Origin of the sequence: Psychromonas antarctica, from assembly GCF_022267535.1 — a bacterium.
In the GTDB taxonomy this organism is placed as follows: Bacteria; Pseudomonadota; Gammaproteobacteria; order Enterobacterales; family Psychromonadaceae; genus Psychromonas; species Psychromonas antarctica.
Genome location: NZ_JAHNZV010000079.1, coordinates 1 through 13523, shown reverse-complemented (window position 1 = coordinate 13523; position 13523 = coordinate 1). Strand labels below are relative to the sequence as shown.

Genomic DNA, 13523 nt, shown 5'->3' with positions numbered 1-13523 from the left:
ATCGAAAAAATGGTCAAAACCGATCCACAGTTGGAGAGCTGCGATGAATCGGTTTATAATAGAATTTGAAGACCGCTTGAAAAAGCATCTGTAAAAATGGTAATTACACAGAATTATTTACAGGGTCAAGACTTTCTATCCTTTTTTTATTGGCCGCTTCCACCCTTCAATATTGCGCTGCTTGGGACGTGAGATAGCCAATCCATTATCAGGGACATTATTTACAACGGTTGTACCCGCGCCCGTGGTTGCTCCTTTACCGACAGTAACTGGCGCTATCAATTGGCAATCAGATCCAATAAAAGCATCGTCACCAATATTTGTATGGTGTTTATTCACCCCATCGTAATTACAAGTGATAGTACCGGCACCAACATTAACTCTTTGACCTAAAGTGCTATCACCAATGTAGCTTAAGTGTCCACATTTGGTGCCCTGTCCGAGTGTTGATTTCTTTATTTCAACAAAGTTTCCGATATGTACATCGCTTGCAATCACGCTTTCAGGACGAATACGCGCAAAGGGACCGATTACTGCAGATTCGCCAATTCGGCTGCTTTCAATAATTGAATTCGCCTTAATTTGTGCATTAGTTTCGATATCACAATCAATCAAAATACAATTAGCACCAATCACTACGCCATTACCCAAATTAACCTTGCCTTGAATAATTACATTGATATCAATATCAACGTCTTGCCCACAGGTCAGTTCACCACGCAGATCAAAACGCGCAGGATCGCGCAACATTACCCCACTTAATAAAAGTTGCTCAGCCTTCTGCAACTGGTATGCGCGCTCTAATTTGGAGAGTTGTAACCGTGTATTCACACCTTCCACTTCAACGACGTTATCAGGATGAACCGCGTGGATTACCTGTCCTTCTAAATGCGCCATCTTTATAATATCGGTAATGTAATATTCGCCTGCCGCATTATTATTACTTAATGCGGGTAACCAACGCTTTAAATCAGCGGCATTGACAACCATAATCCCAGTATTCACCTCGTTAATTATGAGCTGTGTTGGCGTAGCATCTTTCTGCTCCACAATCCCCACCACTTCGCTATTAACACGTTCAATTCGCCCATAGCCTTTCGGGTTGTCTAAGACCACGGTTAATAAAGCGATACCATTTTCTGGTTGTGCGGCAATTAAGCGCTGTAACGTGACGGCCGAAAGAAGTGGTACATCACCGTAGACCATTAATATTTTTTCATCTTCTTTAAAATGAGGTTGCGCAATCTGCATTGCATGTCCAGTGCCCAACTGCTCGGTCTGTTCTATCCAATTTAGGCGCGACTCCAAAATACTATCTTGCATCTGCTTACCGCCATGACCATAAATCAGATGAATATTTTCAGCACCTACTTTTTTTACCGTGTCAATAACGTGCTGTACCATGGGTTTATCTGCAATCTTATGAAGCACTTTGGGAAGAGTAGAGCACATACGCGTGCCTTTACCAGCAGCAAGAATAACAACACTTAAAGACATAATTGGGACCTTAAATAAATAAAAGAATGAAGCAACTATTTTAACTAACTTTCCGAACAGAACGAATAACAAAAATATAAAATACTAAAATTAATGCGTATTTATACTATAAATAACGGCTGATCTTTTGCATAATCACTCAATCTGAGAGATTAACGAGTAAATAATAGGCACTTTAATGAAACAAAAAATATTACAAGAGATGCGTGTTTTACCAGAAATTAATATCGATAGCGAAATTAAACGCCGCATCGACTTTATTAAAATCAAACTACAGCAAGCTTTCTGCCATAGTTTAGTCTTAGGAATCAGTGGTGGCGTAGATTCCAGCACAGCAGGACGTTTATGCCAATTAGCCATTGAACAACTGAATCAGTCTGAACAAACTGATAGGTATCAGTTTATTGCAGTACGTTTACCTTATGCTGTGCAAAAAGATGAAGATGAAGCGCAATTAGCCCTGCACTTTATTCAACCAACACATTGTGTCTCGGTCAATATACAAACCGGTGCTGATGGCATCCATGAAAGTACGATTAGTGCATTAAAAAATAGCCAAGTCGATATCACTAAAAACACTAATCTGGATTTTGTTAAAGGTAATGTTAAAGCACGTATGCGCATGATTGCCCAATATGAGATTGCCGGTCTAATAGGTGGTTTGGTCGTTGGCACTGACCATAGTGCAGAGAACATAACCGGTTTTTACACTAAACATGGTGATGGTGCATGCGATTTAGCGCCTTTATTTGGTCTGAATAAACGTCAAGTACGCGCATTAGCCAAACATCTTGGTGCCCCGGCATTATTAGTAGAAAAAGCACCGACGGCAGATCTGGAAGAAAATCAACCACAACTTGCAGATGAAGTCGCCTTGGGCATGACTTACAATCAAATTGATGACTTTTTAGAAGGCAAACCCGTTGCGCAAGAGATTGAAGAAAAACTGATCGCCACCTATTTGCGCACGCAGCATAAGCGTTTATCGACGCCAACGATTTACGATTTTGATTTCTAAAAATCATGAGAAAATAAATTGTACGAGGGTAATTTAAATAATTATCCTCTTTTTATACCTATTTATTCACTTGGAACAGTCAAAAAACTAGCCATAGCAAAGCTTGTAATGGTAAATTATCTATTCGCTTAATAATTAGCAGAATACTCTTTTTAAACGTTAAGGAATGTTGGACAATGAAAAAAGTTGGGATGGTTGGTTGGCGCGGCATGGTTGGCTCTGTGCTTATGCAAAGAATGCGTGACGAAAATGATTTTGCTACGATTGAGCCGGTGTTTTTCACCACCTCACAAGTGGGCCTCGCATCACCTGAGATTGGCAAACCAACTGATACATTAAAAGATGCTTTCGCTATTGAAGAGCTGGCTAGAATGGATATTATAATGACCTGCCAAGGTGGTGATTATACCAATGAAATTTATCCAAAACTACGCGCAGCGGGCTGGGATGGTTATTGGATTGATGCAGCATCTTCCCTGCGCATGAAAGATGACAGTATCATTATATTGGATCCAGTAAACAAAGATGTTATCAAACAAGGATTAACAGATGGCATTAAAACCTATGTTGGTGGAAACTGTACTGTCTCATTATTATTAATCGCGCTTGGCGGTCTGTTTGAGCAAGATCTTATTGAGTGGGTGACCCCGCATACTTATCAAGCAGCTTCAGGTGCTGGTGCACGTAATATGCGTGAATTGATTAACCAGATGGGATCTATTCATAATGTCGTTGCAGACAAACTGACAGATCCCGCTTCTGCTATTTTAGAAATTGATCAACAAGTTGCCGAGCATCTACGCAGTGACGCCCTACCCACGGCACAGTTCGGCGCAGCACTCGCAGGTAGTTTGATCCCTTGGATTGATGTGCCAATGCCTTCTGGTCAAAGTAAAGAAGAATGGAAAGCACAAGTTGAAGCGAACAAAATATTGGGCAGAAGTGAAAAACAAGTGCCCATTGATGGTTTATGTGTACGCATTGGTGCAATGCGTTGCCATAGTCAAGCTATTACCATGAAACTTAAAAAAGATATTTCAGTAACTGAAATTGAAGCTATTTTAAGCGCTCATAATGAATGGGTTAAAGTTATCCCAAATGAGCGAGATATCACTATACGTGAATTATCGCCAGCAAAAGTAACAGGCACCTTGAATGTGCCGATTGGCCGTATTCGTAAACTGGCAATGGGTCCAGAATATGTTAGCGCCTTTACTGTCGGTGACCAACTATTATGGGGTGCTGCAGAACCACTTCGCCGTATGCTCAATATTTTACAAGCGTAGTGTAACTAGCTCACATGAAAGGCTTAGTGAGTTACTACGCCATTCACCTAGTGCATACCTATAAATTATCAGTTCAACAACCTATTTTAATAAGATGTTGAGCTGATAATAACGAGGCTGACCATCCCCATACTGGTAATCAGAGTAAATCCACCCATTTTCTATTCATGTTTACTGGTTCAAAAAATGCTAACTTGGTTATTCGTTTTACAATTCGCACAATTACTTGCCGTATAAATCACCTTGCTATCATGCATTTCCTTACGCGTTGGCTATCACTATAAATAAGAAAAAAAACAACGTCTACGTCCTATGATGCCGCTAAATTAGCAGGCGTTTCCCCCAGCACCATTTCTAGATACCTTAATCACACTTCATTTGTATCAGATGACAAGGCAACAAAAATAAAAAATGCCATCAAGGAATTGGGATATAAATCTAACTTACAAAATAATGCCAAGCGTAATCGTCGTTCAATGAGCATCAGCGCATTAGCCCAACACCCTGATAGCCCTTACACCAGTCAGATATTAAAATACAAATTCACTTTCTAGTCATTCAATTAGGCTGATTATGATTATTGTGCCAATTCTTAGATTTACGGGCAAAAAAAATACCCAGGGGAAAAGGGTATTTAATGATGTTGTAAAAATCAGCAACTAAAGCAATCTATTCCTCTTTTTTACTACGAGATAAAAGTGCTATCGCGGCTTCTTTTACCGCCTTGCCTTGGTAAAGCACATAATAGATCTGCTCGCAAATAGGCATTTCAATACCAACACGATGCGCTAAATTATAAACTTCTTCCGTATTACGATAGCCTTCCACTACCTGGCCAATTTCAACCTGCGCCTCTTCAATCCCTTTTCCCTGCCCCAAGGCAAGTCCGAAACGGCGATTACGCGATTGATTATCGGTACAGGTTAAGACTAGATCCCCTAACCCCGCCATTCCCATAAATGAGCCTTCCTTCGCGCCCAGCGCGACACCTAATCGAGTGAGCTCAACCAACCCTCGCGTAATAAGAGCGGTACGGGCATTCGCACCAAACCCCAAACCATCAGCGAGCCCCGCACCAATAGCAATCACATTTTTAACTGCGCCACCTAATTGTACTGCGCAAAAATCATCGGAGATATAAGCTCTAAAGTTACGTTTATTATGGAAAAGATCCGCTATATCTTGGGTAAACTGCTTATCAGTTCCAGCAACAGCAACCGCTGTAGGTAACCCCTTGGCCACTTCCATCGCAAAGGTTGGCCCGGAAATAACCGCTAATGGGTAATTTTCGCCAAGTACATCAACAGCGACCTCTTGTAACAGTCGTCCCGTTTGCGCTTCTAGCCCTTTCGTCGCCCAAGCAATTCTATGTTCAGGGCGTAAAAACGGTTTAATTTGTTGTAATACGATTGCAAAAACATGGCTTGGTACAACTAATAAAACATTACAAGTTGATGCTAAGCAGGTTGCAAGAGAGGCTTCCGCTGTTAATAATTCAGGAAAAGCGATATGGGGTAAAAACTCTTTATTTTCACGATCATTTTGCAGACGTTCAATATGATCGGATTCATGTCCCCAGATCAGTGTTGGGTGACCATTTCGTGCCAAAGATACAGCAAGAGCAGTGCCATATGACCCTGCTCCCAAGACTGTAATGGCTACTTTATCTGCCATTTAACTACCTATTTTTTTAAACCCAAAGTACATTAAAACTGTGGCTTTGGGGGGATAGACTATGAGTCTAATTTAGCCGTTTCTGCTTGCTTACTTGCTTCTGCTTGTTTACTCAAAATCGCTTGTTGGAAAAGCGCATCAAAGTTAACTGGCGCAAGATTTAATTGCGGGAAAGTACCACGAGTAACTAGATTGGAAACTGCTTCACGCGCATATGGGAATAAAATGTTTGGACAAAAGGCGTTTAAACAGTGCGCCATTTGTGCACCTTCTAACTGACCAACAGAGAAAATACCTGCTTGTTGAACTTCGCATAAAAATGCAATGTCGTCACCAATTTTGGCCGTAGTCGTTAAAGATAAAACAACTTCAAATACGCCATCTTCTAATTTTGTGCTTTTTGTATCTATATCCATTGATACTTCAGGTGCCCACTCTTTTTTAAAGACAGTTGGCGAGTTTGGACACTCAAAAGAAACATCTTTTACATATACACGTTGGATATTAAATTCTACTTGTTGCGCTTGCTCTTGTTGCTCAGACATATTAGTCCCTTATAGATTATTGTTATGATTAAACAGTTTATGATTTCTATTGAATAGTTATTTTTTAAGTAATTTATTAAGCTTACCGCTGCGCTCTAAAGCATGGATCTCATCACAACCACCAAAAGCTTGATTATCAATCAAAATTTGCGGAACAGTTGTCCCCCCAGTCAATGCAACCATTTCAGCACGAACAGCAGGTTTGGAGACATCGATCTCAGTGTATTTGACATCTTTAGCGTCCAATAGCCTTTTGGCTCGGACACAGTATGGGCACCAAGCAGTTGTATAAATAATTACACTAACCATATTTATTTCTTCGTTGTTGGTAAATTTGCAGATGTCCAGCCACTCATACCAGAGATCAGATTACTCACTTCTGTAAAACCTGCTTTTACCAATTTACTGGCCGCGCTCGAAGAACGAGCACCTGATTCACAGACAAGTATAATGGGGTTCTGTTTGTGATTTTCAATCTCTGCGAAATTTCCTTGCTCAATTTGTGACAGAGTTATATTTTTTGCATTCACAATATGCCCTTTCTTGTATTCTTCAGTCGCTCTGACATCGACAATAATAGCATTTTGTTTATTAATCATCAGGGTAGCCTGTTGCGCAGAAACCCCTTTAACGCCTGAAATTTTATCTTTTACAAGGCTATGCACTAACATAACGGCAACCGCAACCCATGCAACTGATAACATTAAATTGTTGGAAAAAAAATCTATATATTCTTGCATCATTTGTATTCATCTCTAATAGGTTAATAAAATTTTGCAATGAGTATACCTTGTGAAATCCAGAAGAAAAACAAAAGCCTTTTATCCTGAGTAATAAAAAATGCAAATTTAACTGATTTTATTCACTATTGACCCGTATGCTGGCTTTTTCAGTGACAATGGCAATGAATGTTGTAAAATCAACCGTATTAAATTTTAAACATTAATACCCAAGGAGATCCGAATGACTGATACTAAAAAACCACTCGTCTTATTAATTATGGATGGCTGGGGATACCGCCCAGATATGCCTGACAACGCCGTAGCAAATGCAAACACGCCGGTACTTGATCAACTCTGTAAAGATTATGCCAACGGTCTTATCTCAGCATCCGGTATGGATGTTGGTTTACCAGATGGTCAAATGGGCAACTCCGAAGTAGGCCATACCAATATTGGTGCCGGTCGAACGGTTTACCAAAATCTAACTAAAGTCACTAAATCTATCCGTGACGGTGATTTTTTTGAAAATGTTGCTTTTGTTACTGCTATCGATAAAGCGGTTGCCGCTGGTAAAGCGGTTCATATTATGGGCCTTGCATCACCGGGTGGCGTGCACAGCCATGAAGATCACATTTTAGCGGCAATTGAACTCGCTGCGAAACGTGGCGCAAAAGATATTTTAGTACATGCCTTTCTAGACGGGCGAGATACACCGCCACGTAGCGCAGCAGCCACGCTGGCAAAATATGAAGCAAAATATGTTCAATGTGGTGCTGGACGTACAGCAACACTAGTGGGCCGTTACTATGCAATGGATCGAGACAACCGCTGGGATCGTGTTGAACAAGCTTATAACTTATTAACACAAGCGAAATCAGAATACACTGTTGACTCTGCTCTGACTGGTTTAGAAAATGCCTACGCACGTGATGAAAATGATGAATTTGTTAAAGCAACGGTGATTGGTGACAAAGCGCCCATCCAAGATGGTGATGCCGTTTTATTCTTAAATTTCCGCGCCGACCGTGCGCGTGAGTTAACTTACACGCTCACAGATGCGAATTTTACAGGTTTTGAACGCGCTGTAACACCCAAGATAAACTTTGTTACATTAACTGAATATGCAGCAGATATTAAAGCCCCAGCAGCTTATATCAGCGAAGAACTCACCAATACACTCGGTGAATGGCTAGCGAAAAAGGGTAAAACACAACTACGCATTTCAGAAACTGAAAAATACGCGCATGTTACGTTCTTCTTTAACGGCGGTATTGAAGATGAGTTTTCCGGTGAAGATCGTATATTAGTCAGCTCACCTGCAGTTGCCACCTATGATCTGCAGCCAGAAATGAGCTCTGCAGAACTCACTGAAAAATTAGTTACTGCGATTAAGAGTAGCAAATATGATGTGATTATTTGTAACTACCCGAATGGTGATATGGTCGGCCATACGGGTGTTTATGAAGCGGCAGTTAAAGCCTGTGAAGCCGTTGACCATTGTGTTGGTGAAGTTGTTGCCGCTCTTAAAGAAGTGGGGGGAGAGTGTTTAATCACCGCCGACCACGGAAATGCAGAGCAGATGATTGATCCTAAAACAGGTGGTATTCATACAGCCCATACCAACTTACCCGTACCGCTAATCTATGTTGGTCGTAACGCTGAGATGGTAAAAGATGGACGTTTATGTGATATTGCACCTACAATGCTGAAATTAATGGATATGGAAATCCCTGCGGAGATGTCAGGTACCCCACTTATCTCATTAAAATAGTATTCATAGCTCAGTATTTAGTTATTTCTCTCAACTTATCTTCACTAAGTGGGTAAAATTTCTAAATACTGAATTGTTATAGAATAAGTGTGGAAAATTGATGAAAAGCATAAACCTTTACAAAAATAGCAGTCTAAAGACTATATTACTTAACAGCTTATTGTCGCTCTCTCTGTTGGCCCTAACACTGCAAAGCAGTGTTGCAGGCAATGATCTGTCAGCACTTCAACAAAAAATAAAAAAAAGCCAAGGCAGCCAAGCCAAAATGACCAAAAAGCAGGCTACTCTGGAAGAACAAATTGCTTCTTCAGAGCAGGAAACATCGGCTGCAATATTTCAAGCACAGCAAACTGAAGATGAGTTGATTGCAGAACGTAAGCGTTTAAAAAAGTTAAAAGAGCAAACTGTTAGCCTTGAAAAAAACAAGATAAAACAGCAAAAACTGCTTCAGCAGCAACTAATCAGCGCCTATATGACGGGGCAAAATGATCTCATCAAATTATTACTTAATCAGGAAGACCTCAGTAAAATAATACGCGCAAAAAGTTACTACTTTTATATCAATAAAGCGCGCTTAGAAAGCATTGAAAGATTACAAGCAACGCAGATTCAGCTAGATAAAAATAAAAAAGAACAAGCTGATTCACTGGTTTCTTTAGAGGCAATGCATCAAAAGCAAAAAGCGGCAGAAAAAACATTAGTTGAACAACGTGCACAGCGAACCAAAGCATTGCAGGAATTAAAACAAGATTTAAATTATCAAAATGCTCGCCTTGCTCAGCTTAGTAATGCCGAAGCACGCTTAAAAAAAGTGTTAACAAAAGCAGCAGAAGTGCGTCAAGAACAGGAATTAGCCGCTGCAAAAGAAAACGCCAGAAAAAAAATAGTGACCAAAGATGAGAGCCAAAGCCACTCTCGCATCGCATCGCGACAAGGGGCATTGAAATGGCCTATTCTAGGAGATGTGTTATCGACCTTTGGTAGCCAACGTAGCAGCCAAGTAAAATGGAAAGGTATTGCTATAGCGGCCAATGAAGGAGAAAAAGTACGTGCAGTTGCAACTGGTAGAGTTTTATTTGCTGGGTACTTTAAAGGTTATGGCATGGTAATAGCCTTAGATCACAGTGATAATTACATTACCCTTTACGGCTACAATCAAACATTACTGCAAAAAACCGGTGATACCGTCTTCGAAGGAGATGCCATTGCACTCGCTGGACACAGTGGCGGCCAAGACAAAAACAGCTTGTACTTTGAACTAAGTTACAAAGGCAAAGCACAAGATCCTATGCGCTGGCTAAAAAAACGCGATCGCTAAGCGGCATTAGATAACAAACAAATGAACCTACCACGCTTAATCGTATTATTGCTCGCCTTACTGCAAAGCCAAACTAGCTTTGCAGAAAAAACAGGCGAGATAGCGATAGTGCTTGATGATATGGGTTACCACTTAAATGACCTTCAAGCATTCACCCTGCCCAAAGAAATAACATTCTCCATTCTTCCTTATACGCCATATGCACAACGCATAGCGGAACAAGCCCACCAGCAAGGAAGAGAAATCTTAGTACACATACCTATGCAAGCAAAAAAAGATAATGATAAGCTGGGTAAAGGTGCATTAATGATCAATATGCAAGAGAAAACATTTAAAGCAGCTCTCAAGAAATCACTTTATTCTTTACCTTATGCACAAGGTATCAATAACCATATGGGTAGCGCTTTGACCGAGCAGATCAAGCCAATGCGTTGGATAATGGATGTGTTAGGGAAGCAAGGGCTGTATTTTCTCGATAGCCGTACCACGGCAAACACAGTTGCCCAAAGCTCCGCGAAAACATCAGGCATTCCCACTTTAAGGCGGCATTTCTTCTTAGATAATACGAGAACGGAAGAAGCGATGGATATGCAGTTGCAACAGGCAATAAAATTAAGCCAACATAATAAAACCGTCGTGATCATTGCTCATCCTTATCCAGAAACTATTCGTTTCCTACAAAAAAAATTTGCAAAGCCAACCGCGAAGGTTAAACTTATTGCACTTAATCAGCTTATTCCTGAAACACAACGATTAGCCCTATTACAAAAGCGATCCGCATTGCAACAAGCGAATAACCGAGTAACCACGCGCCCCTTATCACACATACAATAAAGAACCTTAATTATGCGTTTATCTGTTTTTACACCTGAAAGCTCACCACAACTGCTGATCGATCTAGCTAAGATTTATCAGTATCACTTTGCTGCCGAACAGCTAACCCCAACTGCATTACACAATTTAATTGGAAATGAGCAGGCACAAGTTTATGTCACTATGTTTAATGAACGTCATCTTGGCGCATTACAAGTAAAGGCAAAAGACAAACAAGCAAAATTAAGCTTATTATCAGTCCGCGATGTTACTCGTCGCCGTGGTGTTGCTAAAAATCTGATCCGAGAGGTTGAAAAAAAGCTTAAAAACGAAGGTGTCTTAGAAGTGGAAATGGACTTAAATGAGATACAAGAGAAAGAGAAAGCGGGTTTGATTTTATTTATGCAAGCATCAGGTTATCAACTTATTAATAATATTTTCAAAAAAGTACTGTAGTGAGCAAATTAGCAAGTCATTAGTGGCTTGCATACGCGCTTATTTAGCGACCCGCTTTAGGGAATCCTGCCATCACAAGTGCCAATACTTGCCGTAGACGATGATCACTACCCGCGCTTTTATCTTTTTCTAAATCAACAAAACCTTGCACTGCTGAGCGCCAATAGACAGTTTTTAAGTCGCGATCTAAAACGCTGAGTAATAGTGTGCCTTTTATATAATGTGGAGCAGTCACTAGACTTTTATTGCGTGCTGGTAGCAAACCAAATCTTTCTTGAATGTTCTTATCTGCGAGAGCATCTTGTGATGCAAATAAAAAACCGATGACAACATCTGCCCGTGCTGGATCAGGCTGATACTGGTAACCTTTGGTTGCGAGATAAGAGATTAATTCACTACGAATATATGTTCTAAGCATATTCTCATTGTCACTATCTACAGCAGCTAACACCCTACTGTATTTCTCATTCCAAGTAAACGTTGTAAAAGCAGGCAAGACATCAGCAGGTTTTGCACTACTGACCACCCTCATCGGCAGTACTTTCTTTTGCTCTTCTGCAGGCTTAAGCTGCGCAGTTGGAGAGGATATTCTACTACTACAGGCAGTCAGCAGTAAAACTGAAATAAACAAACAAAGGGTTAACGTTATTTTTTTCATGTTTCTCTCCAATACAATCAGCCTTCAATAACAAACGCGGCAGCTTTTTCCATCACCTCAATACCGGCACCGGGAATGTGCCCATTTTCGCTTAAATGACGACGCCAAGCCCGAGCGCCTGGTTCCCCCTGAAATAACCCTAACATATGGCGAGCAATATGATTTAAATAAGATCCACTGCTAAGCTGCTGCTCAATATAAGGGTACATTTTTTCTAACACTTCAAAACGGGTCAATACTTTTTGTTGCCCGGAAAATAAGCGTTGATCAACAGAGCTTAAGAGATATGGATTAGCATACACTTCCCGACCAAGCATGACCCCATCTAGATGTTGTAAATGTGTTTCGCATTCATCGAGGGTTTTAATGCCACCATTGATGGCAATAGTCAGCTGCGGAAAATCTTTTTTCAATTGATAAACACGCTCGTAATCAAGTGGAGGTACGTCACGGTTCTGTTTTGGACTTAAGCCACTCAACCACGCCTTGCGTGCATGCACTATAAAAGTATCACAGCCTTTGGCAGCCACTTGGCCAATAAAATCACATAAAAATTCGTAGGAGTCAAGATCATCAATACCAATCCGCGTTTTTACTGAAACAGGCAAGCCAGTTGCATCACGCATTGCATTGACAGCATCCCCAACCAAGGCACCTTCAGCCATCAAACAAGCACCAAAGCGGCCATTTTGCACTCGATCTGATGGACAGCCGACATTCAAATTGATCTCATCATAGCCGCGCGCTTTTCCAGCCAATGCCGCTTGTGCTAAATCAACCGGCGCACTACCGCCCAATTGTAAACAAACAGGATGCTCAGCCTCTCCTTTTTGCAGGTAATCACCTTTGCCATATAAAATGGCCCCAGTGGTTACCATCTCACTATATAATAACGTATTTTTGCTCATCACCCGATGGAAGTGGCGGCAATGTCTATCCGTCCAATCAAGCATGGGAGCGATAGAAAAGCGATTTGTTGGGTAACCGTTTGATACATCTGCATTTATCATTGTTTTTGTTCACTTTATTATCGGCTAAAACTGCCTTGAATTACGTTGAATTATCGCCAATTTCGATATACAGTACCCCTCATGCACCCCTTAAAAAGTAGGATTTATGGCATCACTCTCAATAGAAACACGCACATTAGCAAATAAAGAGAAACGATTTAAGGCTGTCATAATCGTTAAAAAGAAAGGCGCCATCATACACCGCGAGTCTAAAACTTTCAAAAGGAAAGAATTGGCGCGTGCGTGGGGTAAAAACATTCAAAATGAGTTGGAAGAATTCGGTATAAATAAACATAAAACATGCTCAATAGGTGAGTTACTTGATAAATTTATAGATGATCGCAATCTGTGGGATAACACCGGGCGTACCAAACAATATGTAATCAAGATGCTTCGAGATTGTGATATTGCGAGTGTTCAAAGTGAACAATTAAAAACAAGTGATCTTATCGAGCATTGTAAAAACCGGAAAGCAGGAGGAACAAAGCCACAAACAATTTACCATGATATTGCTTATTTACGCTCTGTTATGAAAAAAGCACTACCTGTTTTTGATGTGAAAGCTAACTTTGAAATATTTGAAGAAGCAATTCCCGTTTTAATTGATATGAAGTTGGTTGGTAAAAGTGAGGGTGTAAAACAAACTGTGTAAATGCCCGTTAGATATGGGGAGCTAGTTGCTCCTCAAATTCGATTATAAAGCGATTTAAGGCGGGTTTCCAATTCCTTATTGGCATAGTCCACTTTTTAGACGC

General features: G+C 40.6%; 15 protein-coding genes. 8 read left to right on the top strand and 7 right to left on the bottom strand.

The window, feature by feature from the left end; translation table 11 throughout:
- Positions 1–135: 135 nt before the first annotated feature.
- Positions 136–1497: a bifunctional UDP-N-acetylglucosamine diphosphorylase/glucosamine-1-phosphate N-acetyltransferase GlmU gene (gene glmU / locus KSO91_RS13165; protein ID WP_238743459.1), complete on the bottom strand. Its 1362-nt coding sequence runs from the start codon at positions 1495–1497 to the stop codon at positions 136–138.
- Between the two features lie 178 nt (positions 1498–1675).
- Here glmU and nadE point away from each other — a divergent pair, with 178 nt between their 5' ends.
- The 3 genes from nadE to KSO91_RS17910 all read left to right on the top strand — a co-directional run bounded on the left by nadE (position 1676) and on the right by KSO91_RS17910 (position 4355).
- Positions 1676–2515, top strand: a complete 840-nt coding sequence (gene nadE / locus KSO91_RS13160; RefSeq protein ID WP_238743458.1) for an ammonia-dependent NAD(+) synthetase — start codon at positions 1676–1678, stop codon at positions 2513–2515.
- A 176-nt stretch (positions 2516–2691) separates the two neighbouring features.
- Positions 2692–3801: an aspartate-semialdehyde dehydrogenase gene (gene asd / locus KSO91_RS13155; RefSeq protein WP_238743457.1), complete on the top strand. Its 1110-nt coding sequence runs from the start codon at positions 2692–2694 to the stop codon at positions 3799–3801.
- Between the two features lie 284 nt (positions 3802–4085).
- Positions 4086–4355: a LacI family DNA-binding transcriptional regulator gene (locus KSO91_RS17910; RefSeq protein WP_420830953.1), complete on the top strand. Its 270-nt coding sequence runs from the start codon at positions 4086–4088 to the stop codon at positions 4353–4355.
- Positions 4356–4470: 115 nt separating this feature from the next.
- Here KSO91_RS17910 and gpsA read toward each other — a convergent pair whose 3' ends face one another.
- Genes gpsA through KSO91_RS13135 form a run of 4 tightly spaced genes read right to left on the bottom strand, consistent with a single transcriptional unit; the run spans position 4471 to position 6760 of the window.
- Positions 4471–5475 (bottom strand): NAD(P)H-dependent glycerol-3-phosphate dehydrogenase, encoded by a 1005-nt coding sequence (gpsA, locus tag KSO91_RS13150; protein WP_238743456.1) that lies wholly within the window; start codon positions 5473–5475, stop codon positions 4471–4473.
- Between the two features lie 59 nt (positions 5476–5534).
- Positions 5535–6020: a protein-export chaperone SecB gene (gene secB, locus KSO91_RS13145; protein WP_238743455.1), complete on the bottom strand. Its 486-nt coding sequence runs from the start codon at positions 6018–6020 to the stop codon at positions 5535–5537.
- A 57-nt stretch (positions 6021–6077) separates the two neighbouring features.
- The gene (grxC, locus tag KSO91_RS13140) at positions 6078–6329 is read right to left on the bottom strand and encodes a glutaredoxin 3 (protein WP_238743454.1); all 252 of its coding nucleotides are present in this window, start codon (positions 6327–6329) and stop codon (positions 6078–6080) included.
- Between the two features lie 2 nt (positions 6330–6331).
- Positions 6332–6760, bottom strand: coding sequence for a rhodanese-like domain-containing protein (locus KSO91_RS13135; RefSeq protein ID WP_238743460.1), 429 nt, complete (start codon positions 6758–6760; stop codon positions 6332–6334).
- Positions 6761–6983: 223 nt separating this feature from the next.
- Between KSO91_RS13135 and gpmM the strand changes: the two genes are divergently transcribed.
- From gpmM to panM, 4 genes are all read left to right on the top strand, one after another.
- The gene (gene gpmM / locus KSO91_RS13130) at positions 6984–8513 is read left to right on the top strand and encodes a 2,3-bisphosphoglycerate-independent phosphoglycerate mutase (protein ID WP_238743453.1); all 1530 of its coding nucleotides are present in this window, start codon (positions 6984–6986) and stop codon (positions 8511–8513) included.
- A 100-nt stretch (positions 8514–8613) separates the two neighbouring features.
- Positions 8614–9831, top strand: a complete 1218-nt coding sequence (locus KSO91_RS13125) for a murein hydrolase activator EnvC family protein (protein WP_238743452.1) — start codon at positions 8614–8616, stop codon at positions 9829–9831.
- A gap of 21 nt (positions 9832–9852) precedes the next feature.
- A complete protein-coding gene (locus KSO91_RS13120; protein ID WP_238743451.1) occupies positions 9853–10665 on the top strand; it encodes a divergent polysaccharide deacetylase family protein in 813 nt (270 codons plus the stop codon).
- A gap of 12 nt (positions 10666–10677) precedes the next feature.
- Positions 10678–11100 (top strand): aspartate 1-decarboxylase autocleavage activator PanM, encoded by a 423-nt coding sequence (gene panM / locus KSO91_RS13115; protein ID WP_238743450.1) that lies wholly within the window; start codon positions 10678–10680, stop codon positions 11098–11100.
- Positions 11101–11143: 43 nt separating this feature from the next.
- Here the strand turns inward: panM and KSO91_RS13110 are convergent, their stop codons facing one another.
- Positions 11144–11758 carry a DUF4136 domain-containing protein gene (locus KSO91_RS13110; RefSeq protein ID WP_238743449.1) on the bottom strand — a complete coding sequence of 205 codons (615 nt, stop codon included), beginning with the start codon at positions 11756–11758 and terminating at the stop codon, positions 11144–11146.
- A 17-nt stretch (positions 11759–11775) separates the two neighbouring features.
- Positions 11776–12768 carry a tRNA dihydrouridine(20/20a) synthase DusA gene (gene dusA, locus KSO91_RS13105; RefSeq protein ID WP_238743448.1) on the bottom strand — a complete coding sequence of 331 codons (993 nt, stop codon included), beginning with the start codon at positions 12766–12768 and terminating at the stop codon, positions 11776–11778.
- A 106-nt stretch (positions 12769–12874) separates the two neighbouring features.
- Here dusA and KSO91_RS13100 point away from each other — a divergent pair, with 106 nt between their 5' ends.
- Positions 12875–13420 carry a hypothetical protein gene (locus tag KSO91_RS13100; RefSeq protein ID WP_238743447.1) on the top strand — a complete coding sequence of 182 codons (546 nt, stop codon included), beginning with the start codon at positions 12875–12877 and terminating at the stop codon, positions 13418–13420.
- Positions 13421–13523 lie beyond the last annotated feature (103 nt).

Coding starts and splice junctions, on each gene's coding strand:
- gpmM (WP_238743453.1), top strand. CDS start 6,984: ATGACTGATACTAAAAAACCACTCGTCTTATTAATTATGGATGGCTGG.
- KSO91_RS13125 (WP_238743452.1), top strand. CDS start 8,614: ATGAAAAGCATAAACCTTTACAAAAATAGCAGTCTAAAGACTATATTA.
- panM (WP_238743450.1), top strand. CDS start 10,678: ATGCGTTTATCTGTTTTTACACCTGAAAGCTCACCACAACTGCTGATC.
- secB (WP_238743455.1), bottom strand. CDS start 6,020: ATGTCTGAGCAACAAGAGCAAGCGCAACAAGTAGAATTTAATATCCAA.
- gpsA (WP_238743456.1), bottom strand. CDS start 5,475: ATGGCAGATAAAGTAGCCATTACAGTCTTGGGAGCAGGGTCATATGGC.
- KSO91_RS13135 (WP_238743460.1), bottom strand. CDS start 6,760: ATGCAAGAATATATAGATTTTTTTTCCAACAATTTAATGTTATCAGTT.
- KSO91_RS13110 (WP_238743449.1), bottom strand. CDS start 11,758: ATGAAAAAAATAACGTTAACCCTTTGTTTGTTTATTTCAGTTTTACTG.
- KSO91_RS13100 (WP_238743447.1), top strand. CDS start 12,875: ATGGCATCACTCTCAATAGAAACACGCACATTAGCAAATAAAGAGAAA.
- asd (WP_238743457.1), top strand. CDS start 2,692: ATGAAAAAAGTTGGGATGGTTGGTTGGCGCGGCATGGTTGGCTCTGTG.
- dusA (WP_238743448.1), bottom strand. CDS start 12,768: ATGATAAATGCAGATGTATCAAACGGTTACCCAACAAATCGCTTTTCT.
- KSO91_RS13120 (WP_238743451.1), top strand. CDS start 9,853: ATGAACCTACCACGCTTAATCGTATTATTGCTCGCCTTACTGCAAAGC.
- nadE (WP_238743458.1), top strand. CDS start 1,676: ATGAAACAAAAAATATTACAAGAGATGCGTGTTTTACCAGAAATTAAT.
- grxC (WP_238743454.1), bottom strand. CDS start 6,329: ATGGTTAGTGTAATTATTTATACAACTGCTTGGTGCCCATACTGTGTC.
- glmU (WP_238743459.1), bottom strand. CDS start 1,497: ATGTCTTTAAGTGTTGTTATTCTTGCTGCTGGTAAAGGCACGCGTATG.